This is a genomic window from Curtobacterium sp. CFBP9011 (genome assembly GCF_034045095.1).
Taxonomy (GTDB): Bacteria; Actinomycetota; Actinomycetes; order Actinomycetales; family Microbacteriaceae; genus Curtobacterium.
In genome coordinates, this window is sequence record NZ_JAXCWN010000001.1 from 527610 (window position 1) to 548854 (window position 21245).

A 21245-nucleotide genomic window follows, 5' to 3' on the forward strand; every position below is an offset into this window, starting at 1 on the left:
GACGGCTCACTGAACCGCTCCCCACCGAGCAGTTCTACCCCGGGCGACCGACATCCCCGAGTCGCTGGCTCAAGCTACGGGTACGGAGTTATCCCCAGCAAACGGCCCTGTGGACAACTCTGTGGAGAGACCGTGGAACACGCCGGGCTCTTGTGTGGAGGGTTGTGCACTCAGCTGTGGACAACTCCCCTGGGGAACACACTTTCGACTCTTGACCAGGGCTTTCCTGTTCCACACCATGTGTGGAGAACTCGGCTTCAAGTGGGAGTCGAAGGTTCCCGTTCACTGCCCCCACTGTGCAGAACCGACTTGACAAACGGGCGCATCGTCCCGTTCCACTCGGCTGGCTCCCAGGTGGGCAGAGCGGGGCAGGACGTAACCAGCCAACCGTGTTTCGGGTGCCGGACCTGCTCAGCCGGCCCGCGCCTCCAGGACGTCACCGACACCCGCCGACACGCCGTCATCCGCAGAAGACACCACGTCGGACGGCCCGGCGGCAGACGGCACGGCGACCGACCCGGTCCGGGTCGCCGCCGTGACCATCGGCACCTGCACGGTCGAGGCGATGCCCGTCCCCAGGTGCACGAGCGCCGTGCCGGGCTGCACCCGCGACGAGATCGACGACCGCGAGATCCGCACACCCACCAGGTCACCGGCGAGCGTGTCCTGCGGCGACAGCAGCGCCCCACGACGGTTCTTCTTCGCGTCCACCTGCCACCCACCGAACCCGGCGGCCAGCCCGGTCGTGTTGCCGCCGAGCACCAGCCCCTGCCCGTTGTCGGCCAACCCGCGCACGAAGGTGCGGAGCTCGGCCTTCGCGGAGCAGTCGATGAGCAGCTCGCCGTCGTCGACGACGAGGACGACCCCGGGCCGGCCGAGCAGGTCCTCGACGTCCGACGCCGAGACGTCGTCGCCCGTGACGGTCGCCAGGACGCCGGGCAGACCGGCCAGGTCGCGCACGGCTCCCGGCCGGGGTGCGAACACCACGATCGGCGTCCCGCCGGCCAGCAGCGAGCGCGCCATCGCGGCGACCATCGTCGAACGCCCGGCCCGCGAGGGACCGGCGACGATGAAGGTGCCGCCGCCCTCGCGCAGGTCCACGGTCTGCAGCGACATGTCGTCGCCACCGATGCCGGTGACGGCGACCATCGACGCCGGTGCGGGCGCTCCGTCGAGCTCAAGCGCGCCGTCGAGGTCCAGGTCCTTCGGCAGCGCATCGACGCGGAACGGCCGGATCCGGGGGAGTCCGAGCGTCTCCTCGTCGGCCCGGACCCGCCGTGCGAGCGCCTGGACGGCGGCCGTCTGCCCCTGGCCCGACACGTCCTCACCCAGGGTCGCGAACTGCAGCTCGGTCCCGCTGTCGGCACGGAAGCCGCGCCCCGGTGGGATGGTCGCCGGCAGCTGTCGGTGGTTGATCCCGCCGAGCGAGTAGTCCAGTCGGTCGGTCAGGCGCATCACGATCTTGTCGTCGGTCAGTGTCGACATCCGCGACGTCAGCAGCGTGCGGTCGCCGGAGATGACGACGTGGATGCCCGCACCGGTGCCGTCGCGCAGCAACGACTGGATCGCCTCGGTGAGGGACCCGCCGTCGACCTCCCCGAGCGTGGTGGTGAAGTTCTCCCACCGGTCGACCAGGACCAGCACGTGCGGCAGGCGGTCCGCCTCGGCGGCGAGCATCCGCTGCTCGGTGATGTTCGCGGCCCCGGCCGCGGCGATCACGTCGTGGCGTCGCGCCATCTCACGGGTCAGGCGTTCGATCAGCCTGGAGGCGCGCTCCACCTGGGTGCGCTGGGCGACGGCCCCGCAGTGGGGCAGGGACTGCAACGACGCCAGGGCGCCGTTGCCGCAGTCGACGACGTAGAGGTGCAGGTCACTGGAGGCGATCGACCCGGCCGCGGAGGCGGCCAGGGTGCGGAGCGCCTGGGACCGGCCGGAGCCCGGGGCGCCGACGACGTAGAGGTGGCCGAAGCGCTCGAGGTCGACGGTCGCGGCACGCTGCTGCTGGGTGTCGGGCAGGTCCTCCAGGCCCCAGGCGAAGGTCAGACCCGAACCCCCGACGGGGGTTTCACTGACGTCAGCACCAGCAGAAGGGCCGGATGAGGAGCCGCCGACGGTCGCCGAGGCCACCGCGGACAGGGGGAGCAGCTCGGGCAGCGGCGGCAGCCACGGCGAGTGCAGCGGTCCGATGCCCATCTGCTCTCGGGCGTCCCGCATCGCCCCGACCAGGACGGACAGGTCGGTCGCTGCCGAGCCCGGGCCGGACTTCGACGGGCGCTCGGGCGGCGACATCGCGAAGTCCCGCCACTCCAGGACGCGGACGAACGGCAGGACCGCACTCGCGTCCGCTTCACCGGCCCACCGACCGCCGACGCGGGCGGACTGGAACGGCACGACCGACGAGTGCCCCAGTCGGGCGTATGCCCGTCCGGGCACGCTCTTCGGGATACGTGCCGCATCGGCCACGTCGATGACGTCGGTGCTCTCGCCGCCGTCCGTCATGCGGAGGGCGACGCGCAGGTTCGTGTTCGCGCGGATGTCCGGACCGACCACACCGCCGGGGCGCTGGGTGGCCAGGATCAGGTGCACGCCGAGGGACCGACCGCGCTGGGCGATGCCGATCAACCCGGCGACGAAGTCGGGCAGCTCGGTGACCATGGCCGCGAACTCGTCGATCACCAGGACCAGTCGGGGCATCTGCTCGCCGGACCCACCGCGGGCCAGGTGGGCCTCGTGGTCCTCGATGTCCTTCGCCCCGGACGCGGCCAGGATGTGCTCGCGCCGGGTCAGTTCGGCGCGGAGCGACCGCAGGGCCCGCTCGACCAGGTGCTGGTCCAGGTCCGTGACTAGGCCGACGGTGTGCGGCAGGTCGGAGGCGACGCTGAAGGCCGCACCGCCCTTGTAGTCGACGAGCACGAAGGTCATCCGGTCCGGACGGTTCGCCGCCGCGAGCGAGGCCACCAGGGTCTGCAGGAACTCGGACTTGCCCGACCCGGTGGTGCCGGCGACGAGCCCGTGGGGGCCGTCCCGCACCAGGTCGAGCGCGAACGGCCCGTCGATGCCGACCCCGACGACCGCCGAGGTGGTGGGGGAGCCGGACCGCCAGCGCGAGGCCATCACGGAACCGCTCGGCTGCGGCAGGTCGAGCACGTCGAGCAGCCGGGCGCTGTCCGGCACCAGGCCGTCGCCGTCCGAGCCGGAGGTGTCGCGCAGCGGCGAGAGCGCGCGGGCGACCTCGTCGAACCAGTCGTCCTCGATGCGGTCGGCCAGCACGAGGTCGACCGGCGCGGACATCTGGCGGCGGAGGACCAGCTGCGTCGGCGAGCGGTGCAGCACGGTGGCGACGCACTCCTCGGGGAGCTGCCACTCCTCTTCGTCGATGCAGATCAGCCGGATGCCCAGGGCCGGTCCGTCACGGAGCAGGCCGACGACACCGGGCATCGCACGGAGTCGGCGTGCACCGTCGAGCACGACGACGATCTCGGGCGAGAACCGACGCCGGCTGTTGACGTTCTTCTGTCGTTCGGCCCGACGCTCGGCCAGGATCTGCGTCAGTTCGGCCAGGCGGCGGCCGATGGTCTCGGCGTCCGACCCGACAAGGGCCAGCGCCTCCTGCCCGTCCGTCGGTCGCACGTGGGGGAGCCACACGGTCCACGCCCAGTCCGGCACGGCCGACTGCGCGGTCAGCACGACGAACTGCACCTCGCGCGGGGACTGCGTGACGGCGAGCTGGCCGAGCAGCCAACGGCCGATCGAGCGGGGCCAGGTGCCGGGTCCGGCGATGCCGACGACACCGACCTCGGCGAGCGGCACCGTCACGGGCACCCCCCGCGTCCAGCGGGGTTCCTGGTCCAGGCGGTCCTGGTCGCGGTCGTCCTCGACGGTGACGGTGGAGGGCAGGTCCCCGATGCCGACCCGCACGTGCAGGTGGTCGGCGTCCGTCGGGCGGCGCTCCCACAGGCGCCGGGTCGGGGTCGTCGCGGTGATCCGCAGTGCGGCGGCGTCGAGGGAGTCCTCCCGACGCTGGTCCCGTTCGGCCAGGACGGCCCCGGCCACCGCGTCCTCGATCGCCCGCACTCGGTCGGCGTGGTCGGCGAGGGCCTTGCGGTGGCTCTTCTTGCCGGTCTTCCGTGCGGTGATCGTCTGCCCGATCACCATGATCGGCGTCATGAACGCGAACAGCAGGTAGAACGGCGAGTGGAAGACGGTCGCCATCACGATGCCGAACATCGCCGGCACGAACACCATGATCCACGGCAGTGCGGACCGCTGCGGCGGCACGGGCGGCTTCGGGATCCGGAACGACGTCGGGCGCAGGGGCGGCAGCAGGCGGGGCGGCCGGTTGAAGTCGAGCTGGCCGGAGTCCGGCGGACGCAGCAGCATCCGGTCGACGACGGCCACCGGGCGGACGGTCAGCGCCGTCTCGGCGACCCGGAGGACCGCGCCCGGCTCCCACGCGGTCCACTCGTCGCCGACGTGCTCGCCGTCGACGGTGACCTCGGGCAGCGCGGACGGGTCGGTGTCGGGGTGGCCGGCGGCGGGGTCGAGGGCCCCGGGCAGCAGCGCACCCGGGGGCAGGGACTCCAAGGACAGGGCTCCCGCAGCTGGGGCAACGGGCGGCAGGGCACCGGGCGGCAGCGCACCCGGCAGGGCGGCAGCGGGGTCGCCGGACGTTCCGGCGCCCTCCGGAGCGTCCGCGACGACCGCCGGGTCCGGCGACGGCTCGGCCACGAAGGCCGGGGCGAGGCGGACGGTGACGGTCCCGTCGAAGGCGATCCGTGCCTCCAGGCCGGGCAGCCCCGCCGTCTCGGAACCGGTGAGCGTGTCGCTGTCCGGGGTGAACGCCAGGCGCACGGTCCCGACGCCGACCCGGACGCACCGGCCCGCGCCGACGCCACCGGCGACGAGCAGGTCGACCAGGCCGCGTCCGGCACCGGTGTCGGCATCGGCGCCGATGTGCAGGACGGCGCCGTCGACCAGGCCACTGTCGGCGAAGCGCACGTCGGCGTCACCGGCCTCGGCGGGCAGGGGCGTCCCGCCGGTCCGGCGCGACAACGCGTCGACGACGGAGCGCATGGTGGCGGATCCGGGTGCGTCGATGAGGACGTCCGAGCGCACGCCCGTGACGTCGTCGACGACGGTGACGACGACCTGCATCAGGCGCCGGCCGTCTGTGTCGGAGCGGTCTCGGTCGGCGCTGCGGTCGGAGCGGCCTCGTCGACGACCGGCTCGGACAGCCCCAGGTCCATCCACCGGACCGACCCGAGCTCCGCCGAGGTCGAGGTACCGTCACGACGGCACTCGAGCGTCCAGCGGGCGAGCGGGCTCGGCTGCAGCGCGATCACGGCCCAGCGGCCGCTCGGCCGCTCGAGCAGCCGCACCAGTTCACGACCGTCCGCGCCGCCCGGCAGGCTCTGGACGACCAGGAGGCCCGGGGTCGCGTCCGCCGAGACGGTCGCCACCGCCTCGGCCACCGAGACGGACGCCACGGTGCCGAACTCGTCGCCCCGGATGCCGACCGTCAGCACCGGGGTGGTGCGCGACCACGGGTCGGTGCGGACCTGGTCGACGACCCGGCGGGCGATGGCGGTGCGGGCGGCACGGTCCCCACCCAGGGCGACGACCCCGCCGACCGCGGCCAGGTCGACCAGGACGCTGCCGTCCTGGTCGGTGCCGAGGCCGACGACCGTCGCGAACCGGACCGAGGCGTCCTCGGTCAGCGCGACGGCCTGCAGCGCCTGCATCGGTGCCGACCACGAGTGCCCGTCCGGGGTAGCGGTCCACGGTTCCGGCGGGGCGACGGTGGGGGCGGTCAGGTCGAGCCGCACGGTGTGGCCGATCGACGCCCGGACGAAGCCGGGGAACACGACGCCGGCCGTCCGGCACGAGGCCTCGACGCTCCGGAGCACGCGGTCGAGCGACCACGCGGTGGCGTCGTCACGGCGGACCCGGTCGGCCCAGGCGATGGCGTCCGTCGCGGTCCGGCGGCGGAGCGCGACGATCACCGGCACCACGAAGGCCAGGGTCGCGACGAACAGCAGGGCCGCGCAGGTGAGCACCAGGTGGGACGCCGGGTGCAGGAAGTCCCAGCTCACGCCGTGCCACCGATCTCGGCCAGACGGAGCTCGAGCGGGGTCGGCTCGGCGTCGGGGACGTCGGTCCAGCGGAACGTGGTCATCATGGCGTCGAAGAGCATCACCAGGGCGTCGGTGATCCGCTCGTCGGTACCGATGTCCCGGGTTTCGGCACCGGGTTCGGTCGCGTCCTGGTCCGCCGGGGCGCTGATCGCCGAGAACGACATCACCACCCAGCGGCCCGGCCGGTGCGGCACCGGGATCGTGTAGACCACCTGACGGTCGTCGACCGCGGGCAGCTCGCCCGCCACCTCGTCCGGCACGGCCCGACGGAGCTGCGTCTCGGTACGGGCCGCGATGCCGCCGTCGACCTGGCGGAGGCCCGGATCCTGCTGGTCGTGCCGGTCCGGCAGGGCGTCGGCGAGCAGCTCGGCGATGACCTCCTCCGGCGCCTGGTCGGACTCGTCGTCGACCTCGCTCTCGATGATCGACACCGGCGGGGTGAACCCGTCGACGGGCTGCACCGGCAGGTAGACCGCGGTCGCGCCGTTGTCGCCCGCCTCGACGACGGTCGACATCAGGCGCTTCTGCATCTCCTGGCGGAGCGGGTCGGCACGGTCGCGCGGCAGCGAGTCCGGCAGTGCGCGGGCGATGACCTCGCGGACCGTGGCGGCGAGGACCTGTCGGTCCTCCTCACGTGCGGGCAGGCGGGCCCATCCCGGCGGGACGACCATCAGGAACGACGAGATCGGGGCGGTCATGCGGACACCTCGTTCCGGACGCGGCCGACCAGGGCGACGACCTCGGGAGCGAAGACCGGCACGACGTCGAGCTCCCGCGTCCGCCACAGCACCCGGGTGTCCACGCCGTCCTGCCGTCGGACGGCGCACACCGTGGCCCAGATCACGCCCTCGTCGTCCACGTCGAAGCGCGTCACGACCGGGCCCTCGCCGCCGACGTCCTCGGGCAGTTCGTCCACCGCCGGGGGATCCGACGGAGCGCCACCGGTCGCGCCGGCCAGCTCGAGCAGGTCCGGGCCGGACTCGTCCGCCACCCCGACCGAGACGATCACCGGCAGCGGCCACCGGTTCGGCACGGTCAGGGCCGCGACCAGACGCTCGTCGCCGTCGAGCGAGGCGCGGAACTCCAGCAGGGTGTCGACGGCGTGTTCCGGGTCCACCGACGGACCGTCGGCGAACAGCCGGTCGGGACCCTGCGCCTCCCGGTCGATGTCCGCGACCGCGTCGAACAGGGCCAGCACGTCGGCTCGCCAGGCGGGCGTCAGCTCGTCGGCGCCGGGGACCACCAGCCACTCCGGGGCGTCGACGTCGATCGTCGAGGTGAGGACGGGTACAGCGCTCATGGGATGTGCTCTCAGGTCGTGATCGGGTGCTTGAACTCGCCGTAGGACTCGGTCCACGGGCGCTGCTGGTCGTTGCCGATCATGGTGGGGTTGATGACGAGGCCGGTGATCGACCACGCCTTGCCCTGCGCACTCATGCCGCCGTTGACCCAGGTGTGCCACTTCGGCGCCGATGACCCGACGCCGGCGAAGCCGCGCGCACCCAGCCACTTGTCGATGTCCGCGCGGTTCAGCTGCCCGTCGATGCCGGCCAGACGTTCCGCCCACCCATCGAAGCCCCTCTTCGTGAACAGATCGGAACCGAACTGTTTCGAGATGGTGCTCCAGTCGTTCTTCGCGGTGGTGCTGACCTGGCGCAGGTTCCACCAGTTCGGGTTGTCCGGGAACTTGCTCGTGAAGGCCCCGATGGCCCGGTCGACGTCCTTCATGTTCGCGGCGATCAGGTCGTCGGCGCCGCGGACGAGCCCCGCTTCCTTCGCGATCTGCGTCTCGGCGGACTTGATGCCGCCCTGCAGCGCACCCTTCTGCTCGACCAGGGGCTCGAGGTTCCGCCGGAGCTGGTCGGAGATGGTCTTCGCCGCGCCGAGGCCCTTCGTCCCGACGTCCCGGAGCGCGTTCTGGGTGAAGCCGGACATCGCACCGTCGACGTGCTGCACCGCTCCGGTCTTGCCGCCGATCTGGGTCTTCAGGCTGTTGATCCGCTGGATCGCGTCGGATCGGAACTCCTTGAGGGGCGCCAGACGCTCGCCGAGCTTGGCGGTCATCGAGGTCTTGCCGGCCTTGAGCCCGCTCTTCACGGCGACGGACGTGGCCTTCGTGATGCCCGACCCGATCCCCAGCGTGGCGACGCCGACGACGGCCATCACCAGGTCGAAGACGTTGCCCTCGCCCAGTGCGACGAGCCCGAGCTGGGCGACCAGCCCCACGCCGGCGGCGACCGCACCCATGATCGCCAGGACGCCGACGCCCGGGATCAGGATCGCCAGCGCCGCCAGGGCGATGCCGATGTAGGTGAAGATCTTGACGATCAGCTTGAGCAGCTTCGAGAAGAACGCCTTGATCTTGTCGCCGAGCGTGTCGTGCAGTCCGTCGTGCCACGACGCCCGGATCGTCGCGGCGGCGGCCTTGCCTGCGGCAGTGATGCCGTCGAGCGCCCGGTGCAGTCGGGCCTTCGCCGCGTCGGCGTCCCCCTGGGCGGCGGACGACGCCCGGCCCTTGGCGCTGACGGCGTCCTGCTCCTCGGTCGTCATCGGCGGGGCGTCCTGCGCGCGGTCCTTCGACGGGTCGGGCATCGACGCGGCACGGGTCCCCGCGGCGTCGGCCTCCTCGGCGTCCTGCAGTGCACCGGCGCTCTCGTCGAGGGCGTGCTGCAGTTCGGGCAGGTACGCCGTCAGGGCGTCGCGGATGGCGTCGTAGCGGCCGGACATCTTCGTCAACGAGGCGGCGACCTCCTTGCTCTTCTTCCGCACGGCGTCGGCCGTCGCGCCCTTGAACTGCGCGTCGTCGCCGTCACCGATGCGCCGGAGCACGTCGGCTTCCGACGTGATCTCCTCGGCGATGGTCTTGTAGTACGTGACCAGTTCCTGCACCACGGGGACGTCGGCGACGACCGGGTCGGACGACTGGTCGAGCAGGGCCCAGTTCCCGCCGCGGGCCGGCATCAGGCACCACCGTCGGTCGGGTGGGACTCGGTGGTGAGCTTCTCGGAGAGGTCGTGCTCGAGGTCGGTGAAGTTCTCGGTCGCCTTCTGCATCTTCTCGTGCAGGTCCTTGACGGCGCCCTTCATCTTGTTGCGGTGGATCTTCCAGTCGCCGGAGAAGTCGTGCATCGCCTTCTGCACGTCGTGCTGGCCGTAGACGTCGCTGAGCGCCCGGTCGTCGGACTTCTGGTGCTCGAGTTCGTCGGAGATGTGCTGCAGCTTGGTGGCCGAGTCCTCGAGGACGGCCGAGGTGATGATGAGGTCTGCCATGGTGCTCCCGATCAGTCGTGCCGGAGGTGAACGGGTCGGGGCCCCACCGAACGGCGGGGCCCCGGTCCGGAAGCGGACTACTTGATCGCGTTCGCCAGCTCGGAGTCCGTCTGCTGCAGGGCCTCGGCGGCCTTGTTCAGGTACGTGGACATGCCCTCGAGACCCTCGATGGTCTTCGTGGCACCGTCGTTGAACTCCTGGTACGAGTTGCCGAACGCGACGGAGGACTGGTCCGTGACGTAGCCGCCGGAGATGAGCGAGTCCACCAGGGACTTCAGCTCACGGAGCTTCGAGGTGATGTCCTGCTCGCCGTTGACCAGACGGGTCGCGGCATCCTGCATCTCGCCGTAGGTGACGTTCAAGTTGGGCATTGCGTGCTCCTGTCAGTCGCTTCGCACCCGGTGTCGCTCGGTCGGGTGCACCCCCCGGATGAGGGACTGCCGAGAGGTTATTCCGGGACGGTACGACCCGGCGGGGTACGTTTCCCCACCCCCGTGCGATCGGCTGCTACACACCGATGTGCACATTCCAGCATGCCGGTCCGGCCGGCCTGGAGGAGCGGGGGTGCGTCCGCAACGCCCGTCGCGCAGAATTGTCATGTCACCCGACAAACAATCTTCTCGCCCTCGGCGTGTCGCCCCGGTACGAAAAGCGCACGGGTCCTCCCAACAGAGGACCCGTGCCCGGCTCAGAACCCGTGCGTGAGGGTCTTCGCCGCCTCGTTGTACCCGGGGAGACGCTGCTGGTCGGTGCCGAAACCGGTCGGCTTGAGGCCCTGGCCGTACACGATCGTGTTGCCCCAGCTCGCGATCACGCGGCCGCCGGAGGCCCACTTGTGCCAGGCCGGCGTCGTCGCGATCTCGACGCCGTACTTCGACCACATCTCCTTCTGCATGGCCGCCATCTCGTGGTGACGGTCGACGCTGAACAGCCGCTCGGCACGCCAGTCGCCGCGCTTGAACACGTCGGCGATCTTCACCTTGTCCTCGGCCCAGAGCGTCTTGTTCGGGTGCCACCAGTTGGGCTTCTCGCGGAACTTGCCGATGCTGGTCAGGCTCTTCGCGTTGCCCAGCGCCTTCTGGGTCTCCGCGATCTCCTTCTGCACCGCACGCAGCGACGCGAGCCGCTCGGGGAAGCCCTTCGCGCCGTACCGCGGGTTGAACGCCCGCTCGAGTGCCGCCGACCGGGCCGTGCCGAGCTTCTCGAGCGAGGCGGTCGCGTTCTTCTGGAACCCCACCGAGCTCTTCGCGATGCCCGCGGTCTTCATCGTCGACACGGCCTTCGTCAGCGCACCACCGGCACCGACGAGCACGAGCCCGACGGCTGAGGTGATGACGTCCAGCCACGAGCCCTCACCCATGCCGGCCAGGGTGATGTTCGCCACCAGGACCACCGAGGCCGCGACCGCCGCCATGAACGTGATCATGCCGACGCCCGGGATGAGGATCGCCAGGGCAGCCAGCGCGATGCCGATGTAGGTGAAGATCTTGACCAGGATCTTCAGCAGCTTCGAGAAGAACGCCTTGATCTTGTCGCCGAGGGTGTCGTGCAGCCCGTCGTCCCAGGCCGCGCGGATCGTCGTCGCAGCGGCCTTGCCGGCACCGTTCAGCGCGTCGACCGAGCGACGCAGGCGAGCGGTCGCGGCGTCGGCGTCGGCCTTCGCACCCTCCACCGCCCGGTGCTTCGCGTCGATCTGCCCCTGCTCGTCGCTCGTGATCGCCGGTGCGTCCGAGGCCCGGTTCTGCGACGGGTCGGGCATCGAGCCCGCCCGGCTGCCGGACGCCTGGGCGTTCTCGGCGTCCTGCAGCGCGGCAGCGGACTCGGCGAGCCCCCGCTCGAGTTCCGGCAGATACCCCTTCAGCGCATCCCGGATCGCGTCGTAGCGTCCGGAGAGCTTCGTGAGGGACCCGGCCACCTCGCCGCTCTTCTTGCGGACCGCGTCGGCCGTCGCGCCCTTGAACTGGCTGTCTTCGCCGTCGCCGATGCTCTTGAGGACCGCGGCCTCGGAGGTGATCTCCTGCGCCATGGTCGAGTAGTAGGTCACGAGCTCCTGCACGACGGAGACGTCGGCCACCATCGGGTCCGACGCCTCGCCGACGAGGGCCCAGTTGCCACCACGGGCGGGCATCAGGCGGCCCCGCCGTCGGTCGGCTGCGACTCGGTCGTCAGCTTCTCGGTCAGGTCGTGCTCGAGGTCGGTGAAGTTCTCGGTCGCCTTCTGCATCTTCTCGTGCAGGTCCTTGACGGCGCCCTTCATCTTGTTCCGGTGGATCTTCCAGTCGCCGGAGAAGTCGTGCATCGCCTTCTGCACGTCGTGCTGGCCGTACACCTCGGTCAGGGCGCGGTCGTCCGACTTCTGGTGCTCGAGCTCGTCCGAGATGTGCTGCAACTTGGTGGTTGAGTCCTCGAGGACGGCTCTGGTGATGATGAGGTCTGCCATGGGTGCTCCCGATCGATGCCCGTGCCGGTGGAGGTGGACCGGGCGGCCCGTCGTCGGGCCGCCCGGTGTCCCGCGCTACTTGATGGCGTTGGCGAGCTCGGTGTCGGTCTGCTGCAGGGCCTCGGCGGCCTTGTTCAGGTACATCGACATGCCTTCGAGACCCTCGATGGTCTTCGTGGCACCGTCGTTGAACTCCTGGTACGAGTTGCCGAACGCGACGGAGGACTGGTCGGTCACGTAGCCGCCGGAGATGAGCGAGTCGACCAGCGACTTCAGCTCGCGGAGCTTCGAGGTGATGTCCTGCTCGCCGTTGACCAGACGGGTCGCGGCATCCTGCATCTCGCCGTAGGTGACGTTCAAGTTGGGCATGTCGTGCTCCTGATCTCGATTTTCGTTCACCCCCGGTACTGGAGGCCTCGACGAACGTACCGAGCGGTCGACCCCCGGACGAGGGGCTTCAACTCCTGTTCACCGAGCGTTCGTCAGGAATGCGTTCCGTGACACGCACCACGCGCCGGGGAACGCAGAAGGGCGGGCCTCCCACTGGGGGAGACCCGCCCTTCCGGCGGTGCTGGTGCTGCCGGAGCAGCGACCGGACTACTTCGCGGCGACGACCTTCAGCGAGATGGTCGCGACGATGTCCTCGCGCAGACGCACGGTGGCCTCGTGGTCACCGACGGTCTTGATGGTCGCGGGGACCTCGACCTTGCGCTTGTCGAGCGAGCCGACGCCCTGCGCCTGGACGGCGTCAGCGACGTCACCCGGGCGGACGGAGCCGAAGAGACGACCGTCCTTGCCGGCCTTGACCGACAGCTGGATGGTGGCGTTCTCGAGCTTCATCTTGAGGTCCTGGGCCTCTTCGATGGTGGCGAGCTCGCGTGCGGCGCGAGCTGCACGGATCGACTCGATCTGCTTCTCGCCGCCCTTCGACCACGACACGGCGAAGCCCTGCGGGATCAGGTAGTTGCGGGCGTAGCCGTTCTTGACGTCGACGACGTCACCGGCGGAACCGAGGCCAGAGACCTCGTGGGTGAGGATGAGCTTCGACATTCGTCGACCTCCGATCAGCGGCCGGAGCCGGCGTAGGGGAGGAGCGCCATCTCACGGGCGTTCTTCACGGCACGGGCGATGAGGCGCTGCTCCTGGACGGAGACGCCGGTGATGCGACGGGCGCGGATCTTGCCACGCTCCGAGATGAACTTGCGAAGGGTCGCAACGTCCTTGTAGTCGATGACGCCGACCTTGATCGCCTTCGCGGGAGCGGCGTTCTTGCCGCCCTTACCGCGAGGCTTCCGGCGGTCGCCGGTGCTCTTTCCAGCCATTGTGTGTCCTTAGAGAAGAAGAAGTTGTGTCGTCAGACCGCTGAGGATCAGAACGGGGTCTCGTCGTCGTAGGTGCCGCCGGGGGTGGACCACACGTCGTTCGACTGTGCGTTCCCGCCACCCTGCTGACCACCCTGTGGCGACCACGGGGCGTCGGACTGACCGCCACCGTTGCCACCGGACGCGCCACCGTTGTAGCCGCCGTTGCCACCGCCGGAGGAGTTGCCCCCACCGACCTGGCCACGGCCACCACCGGCGCCACCACCACTGCCACCCGGTGCACGGGTGATCTGGGCGGTCGCGTAACGCAGCGAGGGGCCGATCTCGTCGACCTCGAGCTCGATGCTCGTCCGCTGCTGACCCTCACGGTCCTGGTAGGAACGCTGACGGAGACGACCCTGCGCGATGACGCGCGAGCCCTTCGTCAGCGACCCCGCCACGTGCTCGGCGAACTCGCGCCACACACTCGCACGGAGGAACAGCGCGTCGCCGTCCTTCCACTCGTTCGCCTGACGGTCGAACGTGCGAGGAGTCGACGCGATGGTGAAGTTCGCCACGGCGAGCCCGTTCTGCGTGTACCGCAGCTCCGGGTCCGCGGTGAGGTTGCCCACCACCGTGATGACGGTTTCGCCGGCCACGGGCTACTCGGCGCTCGCGGTCGTGGCGGCCGAGGCCGACGCGTTGGCGGCCTTGCGGGCGGCACGGGCTTCGTCGCGCTGCTTCTGCGCGGCGACCTGGGCCATGCCCTCTTCGGCGCGGAGGACCTTGGTGCGCAGGACGGCCTCGGAGAGACCGAGCTGGCGGTCCAGCTCCTTGGCGGAGTCGGCGGACGACGTGAAGTTCACGACGGCGTAGATGCCCTCGTTCTTCTTCGCGATCTCGTAAGCGAGCCGGCGACGGCCCCAGACGTCCACGTTGTCGACGGTGCCACCGTCGTTGCGGATGACCGCGAGGAACTTGTCCAGGCTGGGAGCGACGGTGCGCTCATCGATCTCGGGGTCGAGGATCGCCATCAGTTCGTACTGGTGCATGCGGAACCCACCTCCTCTGGTCTCAGCGGCCCCGGGCAGTTCCCGGGACAGGAGGGTTGATGCATGTGCCCCGGCACGCAGAAGGCGCGCGAGACAACCTGCCCATCGTAGCGGACGGCCTGGAGGCGCGCCACCGTCGAGCGGATCAGCCCACTTCGCGGGACGCCCACCAGGCGCGGAGGCGCGCTTCGGCGTCCTCGGGCCCGAGCGGGCCCTCGTCCATCCGCGCCTCGAGGAGGAAGCGGTACGCGTCGCCGACGGCGCGCCCCGGCGGGATGTCGAGGATCCGCATGATGTCGTCCCCGGAGAGGTCGGGACGCATGGAGTCGAGTTCTTCCTGCTCTGCGAGGACGGCGATCCGGGCCTCCAGGTCGTCGTACGCGAACCCGAGCCGGTCCGCCTTCCGACGGTTCCGGGTGGTGACGTCCGAGCGGGTGAGCTCGTGCAGCCGCTCGAGCTGGTCGCCGGCGTCACGGACGTAGCGGCGGACAGCGGCGTCGGTCCAGGCGCCCTCGGTGTAGCCGAAGAACCGCAGGTGCAGCTCGATCAGTCGCGAGACCGAGGCGATCGTGTCGTTGTCGAAGCGCAGGGCCCGCAGCCGCTTCTTCGCGAGCTTCGAGCCGACCAGGTCGTGGTGGTGGAAGCTGACGGCCCCGCCCGGCTCGAGCTTCCGGGTCGCCGGTTTGCCGATGTCGTGCAGCAGTGCGGCCAGGCGCAGGACGGTGTCGGGGGCCTCGCCGGGGTGCCGCTCGGCCTCGTACCCGATCGCCTGCGTCAGGACGGTGAGCGAGTGCTCGTACACGTCCTTGTGGTGGTGGTGCTCGTCGATCTCGAGCTTCATCGCGGGGAGCTCGGGCAGGACCAGCTCGGCGATGCCGGAGTCGACCAGCAGCCGGATGCCCTCGACCGGGTCGTTCGTGTTCAGCAGCTTCACGAGCTCGTCCCGCACGCGCTCGGCGGAGATGTTCTCGATCGAGTCGGCGAGGTCCGTCATCGCGTCACGGACGTCGTCGGACACGGTGAAGCCGAGCTGGGCCGTGAACCGGGCGGCGCGCATCATCCGGAGCGGGTCGTCGCGGAAGGACACCCGGGCCGCCTGCGGGGTCGCCAGGCGCTGCGCGAGCAGGTCCTCGACACCGCCGTGCACGTCGACGAGTTCGCGCTGGGGGAGTCGGAGCGCCATCGCGTTGACGGTGAAGTCGCGGCGGAGCAGGTCGGCCTCGATGGTGTCGCCGAACGTGACCTCGGGCTTGCGGGTCTCGCCGTCGTAGACGTCACTGCGGTACGTGGTGATCTCGACCTGCTCGCCGCGGACCATGGCGGCGATGGTGCCGAACTGGCGCCCGACGTCCCAGGTGTTGCTGGCGAGGGGCTCGACGATCGCCAGGACGGCGTCCGGTCGGGCGTCCGTCGTGAAGTCGAGGTCGGTCACCGGACGGCCGAGGAAGGCGTCGCGGACGGGCCCGCCGACGAGGGCGAGCTCGTGACCGGCAGCGGCGAACGCCCGTGCGAGGACGTCGACGGTGTCGGTGGCGGCGAGTGCGTCGAGTCGCTCGACGGCCTGGGCTACGGACTGCATGACGCCCACGATCATCCCAGATAGTGGGCCCGAGCACCTGCGCGCTCGCCTGCTGTCATGGTCGTGGCTCATACACTCGTCGTGGCCCGCCCCGACCAGGGCCCTCCCACATGCAGATTCTCCGTACCGTGCTCACCGCCGCCGCGTCCGCCCTGGTCGCCACCGGTCTGGTCATCGCGCCCGCCGCGGTGGACGTCGCCGACGCCGCCACCACCTCGAAGCCCGCGACGCCGGCCGCGGCCCAGGCCGGCACCGCGTCGGTCCAGGTGACGCCGTCCGGAAGCGGGGTGATGAACCTCGGTGACGACCTCTCGCTGTCCGTCACGGTGACGAACGACACCGACTCGGCACTGCCCGCGGGCCGCGCGGACCTGGACATCATCCGGCCGGTCGTGGGCACACGCGACATCCTCACCGACTGGATCAACGACACCTCCCCGGACGGTTGGCCCGGCGATCCGATGGACCGGGTGACGATCCCGGAGGTCCCGGCGCACCGATCCGTCACGGTCGACTCGATCTCGGTGCCGTTCGCCGACGTCCGTCTCGGCACGCTGAACCCCTTCGGTGCCCGACGCATCGCGGCCTCGTACTCCGCCGGCTCGACCCTCGCCGTCGGACGCTCCGCCTTCACGTGGAACCCCGGACCCGACCCCGCGCCGGTCGACGTCGCGGTGGCGATGCCGGTCACGGTGCCGGCGACCGACGACGGCCTGCTCAGCGCCAACACCCTGGCTGCCGACACCGCCGTCGACGGCACCCTCACCCAGCAGCTCGACGCGGCCGAGGGTCACAGCGTCGCCCTCGCCGTCGACCCACGCATCATCGCGTCCATCCGGATCCTCGGCGACGACGCCCCGAGCTCGGCGACCGCGTGGCTCGAGCGGCTGGAGGGCCTCCGGAACGAGAAGTTCCCGCTGTCCTACGCCGACGCCGACGTGACGGGGCTGCGCCAGGCCGGACTGTCGGGCATCGCGGCGCCGATCTCCTTCGACCAGGCCATCGCCGCCGCCGTCGACGCCGACCGGTTCCCCGGGGCCACCCCGAGCCCGACCACCACGCCGGAGCCGACCGACCAGGCGACGGACCCGGCGACGGACCCCACGGACGGCGCCGGCTCGACCACCCAGACCCCGGGCGACACCGCGACCGAGCCGACCGACACCGCCACCACGGACGCCGCCGACGGCACCGGCAACGGCACCGGGAACACCGACGAGACCGACCCCGCCACGATCCCCACCTCGGCCTCGCTGGTGTCCTTCCCCTGGACCGTCGACACCGTCGCCTGGCCGGTCGAGGGCACCGTCTCCTCCGACGACCTCCCCGCCCTCCGCACCGCCGGCTACACCTCGACGATCCTGTCCAGCGGCAACACCTCGGCCGGCCAGGACACCACGGTCGCCGCGGCCGAGCAGGTCTCCTCCACCAAGGCCCTCGTCGCCGACCAGGGGATGTCCGACCTGCTGCGCCAGGCCGCCGACGCGAAGTCCGCCCGTGCCACCGACCGCGCGATGGCCACCCTCCGCGCGACCCTCGCCACCGTCGCCGTCCAGGGCAGCGCCACCGGCCCGGTCCTGCTGACCCTCGACCGGTCCTGGCCGACCGACTCCGCGCGTCTGGACCAGGCGCTGGACGCCCTCGAGGACACCGCCTGGATCTCGCCGACGGACTTCTCCACCGTCGTCGACGCCAAGCCCGGGTCGCTGACCCTGCAGAGCAAGGACGACGGCTCCGACCGGCTCACGGTCCTCCGCCGCCTGGTCCGCTCCGAGCAGGCCCTCGTCGGCTTCGCCAGCGCCGTCGCCGACCCGGTCGAGGTCACCGCCCCGGCCCGACTGCGCACCCTCGCCGCGGCGTCGAACGCCTGGCGTGCGGACACCGACGGCCTCACGACCGTCGTGGACCGCATCACCGCGGACGACCAGAAGACCATCGCCAGCGTCGGCATCGTGAACTCGAGTGACATCACCCTGCTCGGCGACCGGTCCTCGCTGCCGATCTCGGTCCGGAACCGGTCCGACTGGCCGGTCACGGTGTTCCTGACCGTCACGCCGTCGAACTCGTTCCTGCGCATCGAACGGAACGCGGTCGAGGTCACGATCCAACCCCGCTCCTCGACCCGCACCACGTTCCCGGTGCAGTCGGTCGCGAACGGCAAGGTCGCCCTGTCGATGGCGCTGACGAGCGCGAGCGGTGCCCGCATCGCCACCCCCGCCACGGTCGAGATCAACGTGCAGGCGCAGTGGGAGACCGTCATCACGGCCCTCGCCGCGATCGCCGTCGTCGTGGTCTTCGGCCTCGGGATCCTCCGCAACGTCCGCCGCCGTCTGCGTCGCCGCAACGGCGAACCGGAGCCGGAGGAGGACGACGACCCCAACCGTCCCCTCGAGGTCCAGCCCGCCGGGCCGGGCGAGCGTCCGGTGGACACCGACGCCGCACCGTCGGCCGACGCCTCCCGGGCTACTGACCGCTCCCGGGCCGCCGACGTCTCACAGCCTGGAGGCCCGACCACCGTCCCCGGCGCCGCCTCCGCGATCGCCGCGGCCAGCTCCGGCACCGACACCGTCGGTGGGGACGGCGACCGTCTCGAGGACGCGATCGCGCGTGCCGGGGTCGAGTCGAGCCTCCCGTCCGACCACCGCCCCGAGGAGCCGACCATCAGCACCACCCAGCCCAGCGCCGAGGTCGACGCCGAGCAGGGCGAGGGGCGTGGCCTCGGCCGGGCCAGCGCCATGCTCGCGGCGGGGACGATGATCTCGCGCCTGCTCGGGTTCGCGAAGACGTTCGTGCTCGCCTACGCGATCGGCCAGACGAACTCGCCGTCGGCCGACGCGTTCGCGGTCTCGAACCAGCTGCCGAACAACATCTACGCGCTCATCGCCGGTGGCCTGCTGTCCGCCGTGCTCATCCCGCAGATCGTGCGCTCGATGTCCCAGAACAGCGACGGCGGCCGTGCCTACGTCAACAAGATCGTCACGCTCGGCGGCTCGGCCTTCATCGTCATCACGATCATCGCGACCCTGCTCGCACCGTTCCTGGTGCGGCTGTACTCCTCGCAGGCACACGACGGCAAGGGCTTCTCGCCCGCCACCACCGACCTGGCCGTGGCGTTCGCGTTCTGGTGCCTGCCGCAGATCCTCTTCTACGCGATCTACTCACTGCTCGGTGAGGTCCTGAACGCCAAGCAGGTCTTCGGTCCGTTCACCTGGGCACCGCTCATCAACAACGTCATCGCGGTCTCGGGCCTCGTCGTCTTCATCGCGCTGTTCGGCAACCGTGCCGTGAACTCCGGCACGGACGACTGGACACCGCTGAAGATCGCGGTGCTCGCCGGCAGCGCATCGCTCGGGGTGCTCGCACAGGCCGCCTTCCTGCCGTTCTTCTGGAAGCGTGCCGGCCTGACCTTCCGCCCCGACTTCCGGTGGCGTGGCGTCGGCCTGAAGGCCACCGGCACCGCCGCGGGCTGGCTGTTCGCGATGATCCTCGTCACGCAGCTCGCCGGCATCGTGCAGTCCCGCGTCGCCTCGCTCGGCTCCGGCAACGCCGGCAACGCCGTGCTGCAGAACGCCTGGCTGCTGTTCATGCTGCCGCACTCGATCATCGCCGTGTCGATCGCCACCGCGTACTTCACGCGCATGAGCCACGACGCCGAACGCGGGGACCTGGCGGCCGTCCGACGGAACCTGTCGCTGTCGCTCCGGATCGTCGGCTTGTTCACCGTGTTCTCGTCGGTGGCGCTGATGGTCGTCGCGGTGCCGTTCGGTCGGATGTTCTCGAACACCTTCGACGGGGCGCTGTCGATCGGCGCGGTCCTGCTCGCCTACATGCCGGGCCTCGTGCTGTTCAGCATGCTCTTCATCATCCAGCGGGTGTTCTGGGCGATGCACGACCACCGGACGCCGTTCCTCATGCAGCTCGTGCAGTCCGGGCTGTTCGTCATCGGGGCCCTCGCGGTCACGACCCTGCCCGGCGACGTCATCGGCCTCGCCGTCGCCGCCTGCACCACCGTCGCCGGGTCCGCCCAGACCGTCGTGGCACTCGTCATCGTCCGTCGTCGTCTCGACGGCATCGAAGGACCGATCGTCACGCGCTCGCACCTGCAGTTCGTCGTCGCGGCGGTCGTCGCCGGTGCCGTCGGCCTGGTCGTCGTGAACTTCTTCGGTGCCTTCAGCGAAGACGGCTTCGCGATGGCGGACTTCACCGGTGCGGCGATCACCGTCGTGCTCGGCGGGGTCGTCATGGTCGCGGTCTACTTCGGCGGTCTGGTGATCCTGCGGAACGCCGAGATCCGCAGTGCCGTGGACCTCGTCCGCGCACGCCTCGGACGCTGACCGCACAGCCAGGCCGCGGGAATGGCGCGCCGGTACCATTGGTTGACCCGGTCAGCAAGCAACGGAAGGGCAAACACGCATGCGCGAGCTCATCATCATCGGTTCCGGTCCTGCCGGGTTCACGGCCGGCATCTACGCCGCGCGCGCTGAGCTGAAGCCGCTCATCGTCGCCTCGAGTGTCGAGACCGGCGGTGAACTCACCAAGACCACCGAGGTCGAGAACTTCCCGGGCTTCCCCGAGGGCGTCCAGGGCCCCGACCTCATGATCAAGATGCAGGAACAGGCCGAGAAGTTCGGTGCCGAGGTCCTCTACGACGACGCCGTCTCGGTCGACCTCACCGGTCAGGTCAAGAAGGTCACGGTCGGCTCCGGCAAGACGTACGAGGCCCTCACGGTCATCTACGCCACCGGTTCGGCGTACCGCCACCTGGGCCTCCCGGACGAAGAGCGCCTGTCCGGTCACGGCGTCTCCTGGTGCGCCACGTGCGACGGCTTCTTCTTCCGCCAGAAGAACATCGCCGTCGTCGGCGGTGGCGACTCCGCGATGGAAGAGGCCACGTTCCTCACCCGCTTCGCCGACAAGGTGACGGTCATCCACCGCAAGGACTCGCTGCGTGCGTCGAAGATCATGCAGGACCGCGCGATGAACGACCCGAAGATCGAGTTCGCCTGGAACAAGGAGGTCACCGGCATCACGGGTGACTCCGCGGTCGATGGCGTCACGCTCAAGGACACCGTCACCGGCGAAGAGTCCTCCCTCGCCCTCGACGGCCTGTTCATCGCGATCGGCAACGACCCGCGCACGCACCTGGTCCACGGCCAGCTCGAGATCGCTCCCGAAGGCACGCTCGCGGTCGAGGGTCGCACCTCCCGCGCCGTCGGCGTCCCGGGTGTCTTCATCGCCGGCGACGTGCTCGACCCGACGTACCGCCAGGCGATCACCGCCGCCGGCTCCGGTGCGGTCGCAGCGCTCGACGCCGAGAAGTACCTGGCCGACCTCGACCACGACCTGACCGACCAGGCCGAGGGTGTCACCCCGGCCGAGGCGATCATCGACGTCACCGCCCGGGTCTGACCCCGGCCCTGCACACCACGGGAATGCGCATCGCTGCGTCCCCGTTCACCACACCGAACCGA

General features: G+C 70.7%; 17 protein-coding genes. 2 read left to right on the plus strand and 15 right to left on the minus strand.

The features are described from left to right. Positions 1–411 precede the first annotated feature (411 nt). The 15 genes from SOM35_RS02490 to SOM35_RS02560 all read right to left on the minus strand — a co-directional run bounded on the left by SOM35_RS02490 (position 412) and on the right by SOM35_RS02560 (position 15774). Positions 412–5154, minus strand: a complete 4743-nt coding sequence (locus tag SOM35_RS02490) for an FtsK/SpoIIIE domain-containing protein (protein ID WP_320514264.1) — start codon at positions 5152–5154, stop codon at positions 412–414. After that, the gene (locus SOM35_RS02495; RefSeq protein WP_320514265.1) at positions 5154–6092 is read right to left on the minus strand and encodes a hypothetical protein; all 939 of its coding nucleotides are present in this window, start codon (positions 6090–6092) and stop codon (positions 5154–5156) included. The genes SOM35_RS02490 and SOM35_RS02495 overlap by 1 nt, the downstream gene beginning before the upstream one ends. Further along, on the minus strand, positions 6089–6832 hold the full coding sequence (locus SOM35_RS02500) for a hypothetical protein (protein WP_320514266.1): 744 nt from the start codon (positions 6830–6832) through the stop codon (positions 6089–6091). Before SOM35_RS02500 ends, SOM35_RS02495 begins: the two co-directional genes overlap by 4 nt. After that, positions 6829–7434: a hypothetical protein gene (locus tag SOM35_RS02505; RefSeq protein WP_290157098.1), complete on the minus strand. Its 606-nt coding sequence runs from the start codon at positions 7432–7434 to the stop codon at positions 6829–6831. The genes SOM35_RS02500 and SOM35_RS02505 overlap by 4 nt, the downstream gene beginning before the upstream one ends. A gap of 11 nt (positions 7435–7445) precedes the next feature. Continuing rightward, entirely contained in the window at positions 7446–9095 is a 1650-nt protein-coding gene (locus tag SOM35_RS02510) for a hypothetical protein (protein WP_320514267.1), read from the minus strand. Further along, positions 9095–9403 (minus strand): hypothetical protein, encoded by a 309-nt coding sequence (locus tag SOM35_RS02515; RefSeq protein ID WP_111075296.1) that lies wholly within the window; start codon positions 9401–9403, stop codon positions 9095–9097. Before SOM35_RS02515 ends, SOM35_RS02510 begins: the two co-directional genes overlap by 1 nt. Before the next feature lie 77 nt (positions 9404–9480). Continuing rightward, positions 9481–9774 (minus strand): WXG100 family type VII secretion target, encoded by a 294-nt coding sequence (locus SOM35_RS02520; RefSeq protein ID WP_111075297.1) that lies wholly within the window; start codon positions 9772–9774, stop codon positions 9481–9483. A gap of 317 nt (positions 9775–10091) precedes the next feature. Next, on the minus strand, positions 10092–11531 hold the full coding sequence (locus SOM35_RS02525; protein WP_320514268.1) for a hypothetical protein: 1440 nt from the start codon (positions 11529–11531) through the stop codon (positions 10092–10094). Further along, entirely contained in the window at positions 11531–11842 is a 312-nt protein-coding gene (locus SOM35_RS02530) for a hypothetical protein (RefSeq protein ID WP_221849349.1), read from the minus strand. The genes SOM35_RS02525 and SOM35_RS02530 overlap by 1 nt, the downstream gene beginning before the upstream one ends. Before the next feature lie 75 nt (positions 11843–11917). After that, positions 11918–12211, minus strand: a complete 294-nt coding sequence (locus SOM35_RS02535) for a WXG100 family type VII secretion target (protein WP_111075300.1) — start codon at positions 12209–12211, stop codon at positions 11918–11920. Between the two features lie 228 nt (positions 12212–12439). After that, positions 12440–12892 (minus strand): 50S ribosomal protein L9, encoded by a 453-nt coding sequence (rplI, locus tag SOM35_RS02540; RefSeq protein WP_111075301.1) that lies wholly within the window; start codon positions 12890–12892, stop codon positions 12440–12442. Positions 12893–12906: 14 nt separating this feature from the next. Continuing rightward, positions 12907–13164 carry a 30S ribosomal protein S18 gene (rpsR, locus tag SOM35_RS02545; protein WP_056121021.1) on the minus strand — a complete coding sequence of 86 codons (258 nt, stop codon included), beginning with the start codon at positions 13162–13164 and terminating at the stop codon, positions 12907–12909. Positions 13165–13211: 47 nt separating this feature from the next. Beyond that, positions 13212–13802: a single-stranded DNA-binding protein gene (locus SOM35_RS02550; RefSeq protein WP_111075302.1), complete on the minus strand. Its 591-nt coding sequence runs from the start codon at positions 13800–13802 to the stop codon at positions 13212–13214. Positions 13803–13805: 3 nt separating this feature from the next. Then, a complete protein-coding gene (gene rpsF / locus SOM35_RS02555; protein ID WP_110902892.1) occupies positions 13806–14195 on the minus strand; it encodes a 30S ribosomal protein S6 in 390 nt (129 codons plus the stop codon). 145 nt (positions 14196–14340) lie between these two features. Beyond that, positions 14341–15774, minus strand: a complete 1434-nt coding sequence (locus tag SOM35_RS02560) for a CCA tRNA nucleotidyltransferase (RefSeq protein ID WP_320514269.1) — start codon at positions 15772–15774, stop codon at positions 14341–14343. Between the two features lie 110 nt (positions 15775–15884). Between SOM35_RS02560 and SOM35_RS02565 the strand changes: the two genes are divergently transcribed. Then, a complete protein-coding gene (locus SOM35_RS02565; RefSeq protein ID WP_320514270.1) occupies positions 15885–20108 on the plus strand; it encodes a DUF6049 family protein in 4224 nt (1407 codons plus the stop codon). Between the two features lie 79 nt (positions 20109–20187). Then, complete coding sequence (gene trxB / locus SOM35_RS02570; RefSeq protein WP_320514271.1) at positions 20188–21183, plus strand: thioredoxin-disulfide reductase; 996 nt, start codon at positions 20188–20190, stop codon at positions 21181–21183. Positions 21184–21245: the final 62 nt, after the last annotated feature.

What these genes read in the sequence shown, in the direction of transcription:
- SOM35_RS02490 (WP_320514264.1), bottom strand. Translation starts at nt 5,154, where the DNA reads ATGCAGGTCGTCGTCACCGTCGTCGACGACGTCACGGGCGTGCGCTCG.
- SOM35_RS02500 (WP_320514266.1), bottom strand. Translation starts at nt 6,832, where the DNA reads ATGACCGCCCCGATCTCGTCGTTCCTGATGGTCGTCCCGCCGGGATGG.
- SOM35_RS02505 (WP_290157098.1), bottom strand. Translation starts at nt 7,434, where the DNA reads ATGAGCGCTGTACCCGTCCTCACCTCGACGATCGACGTCGACGCCCCG.
- SOM35_RS02510 (WP_320514267.1), bottom strand. Translation starts at nt 9,095, where the DNA reads ATGCCGGCCCGCGGCGGGAACTGGGCCCTGCTCGACCAGTCGTCCGAC.
- SOM35_RS02515 (WP_111075296.1), bottom strand. Translation starts at nt 9,403, where the DNA reads ATGGCAGACCTCATCATCACCTCGGCCGTCCTCGAGGACTCGGCCACC.
- SOM35_RS02520 (WP_111075297.1), bottom strand. Translation starts at nt 9,774, where the DNA reads ATGCCCAACTTGAACGTCACCTACGGCGAGATGCAGGATGCCGCGACC.
- SOM35_RS02525 (WP_320514268.1), bottom strand. Translation starts at nt 11,531, where the DNA reads ATGCCCGCCCGTGGTGGCAACTGGGCCCTCGTCGGCGAGGCGTCGGAC.
- SOM35_RS02530 (WP_221849349.1), bottom strand. Translation starts at nt 11,842, where the DNA reads ATGGCAGACCTCATCATCACCAGAGCCGTCCTCGAGGACTCAACCACC.
- SOM35_RS02535 (WP_111075300.1), bottom strand. Translation starts at nt 12,211, where the DNA reads ATGCCCAACTTGAACGTCACCTACGGCGAGATGCAGGATGCCGCGACC.
- rplI (WP_111075301.1), bottom strand. Translation starts at nt 12,892, where the DNA reads ATGTCGAAGCTCATCCTCACCCACGAGGTCTCTGGCCTCGGTTCCGCC.
- rpsR (WP_056121021.1), bottom strand. Translation starts at nt 13,164, where the DNA reads ATGGCTGGAAAGAGCACCGGCGACCGCCGGAAGCCTCGCGGTAAGGGC.
- rpsF (WP_110902892.1), bottom strand. Translation starts at nt 14,195, where the DNA reads ATGCACCAGTACGAACTGATGGCGATCCTCGACCCCGAGATCGATGAG.
- SOM35_RS02560 (WP_320514269.1), bottom strand. Translation starts at nt 15,774, where the DNA reads ATGCAGTCCGTAGCCCAGGCCGTCGAGCGACTCGACGCACTCGCCGCC.
- SOM35_RS02565 (WP_320514270.1), top strand. Translation starts at nt 15,885, where the DNA reads ATGCAGATTCTCCGTACCGTGCTCACCGCCGCCGCGTCCGCCCTGGTC.
- trxB (WP_320514271.1), top strand. Translation starts at nt 20,188, where the DNA reads ATGCGCGAGCTCATCATCATCGGTTCCGGTCCTGCCGGGTTCACGGCC.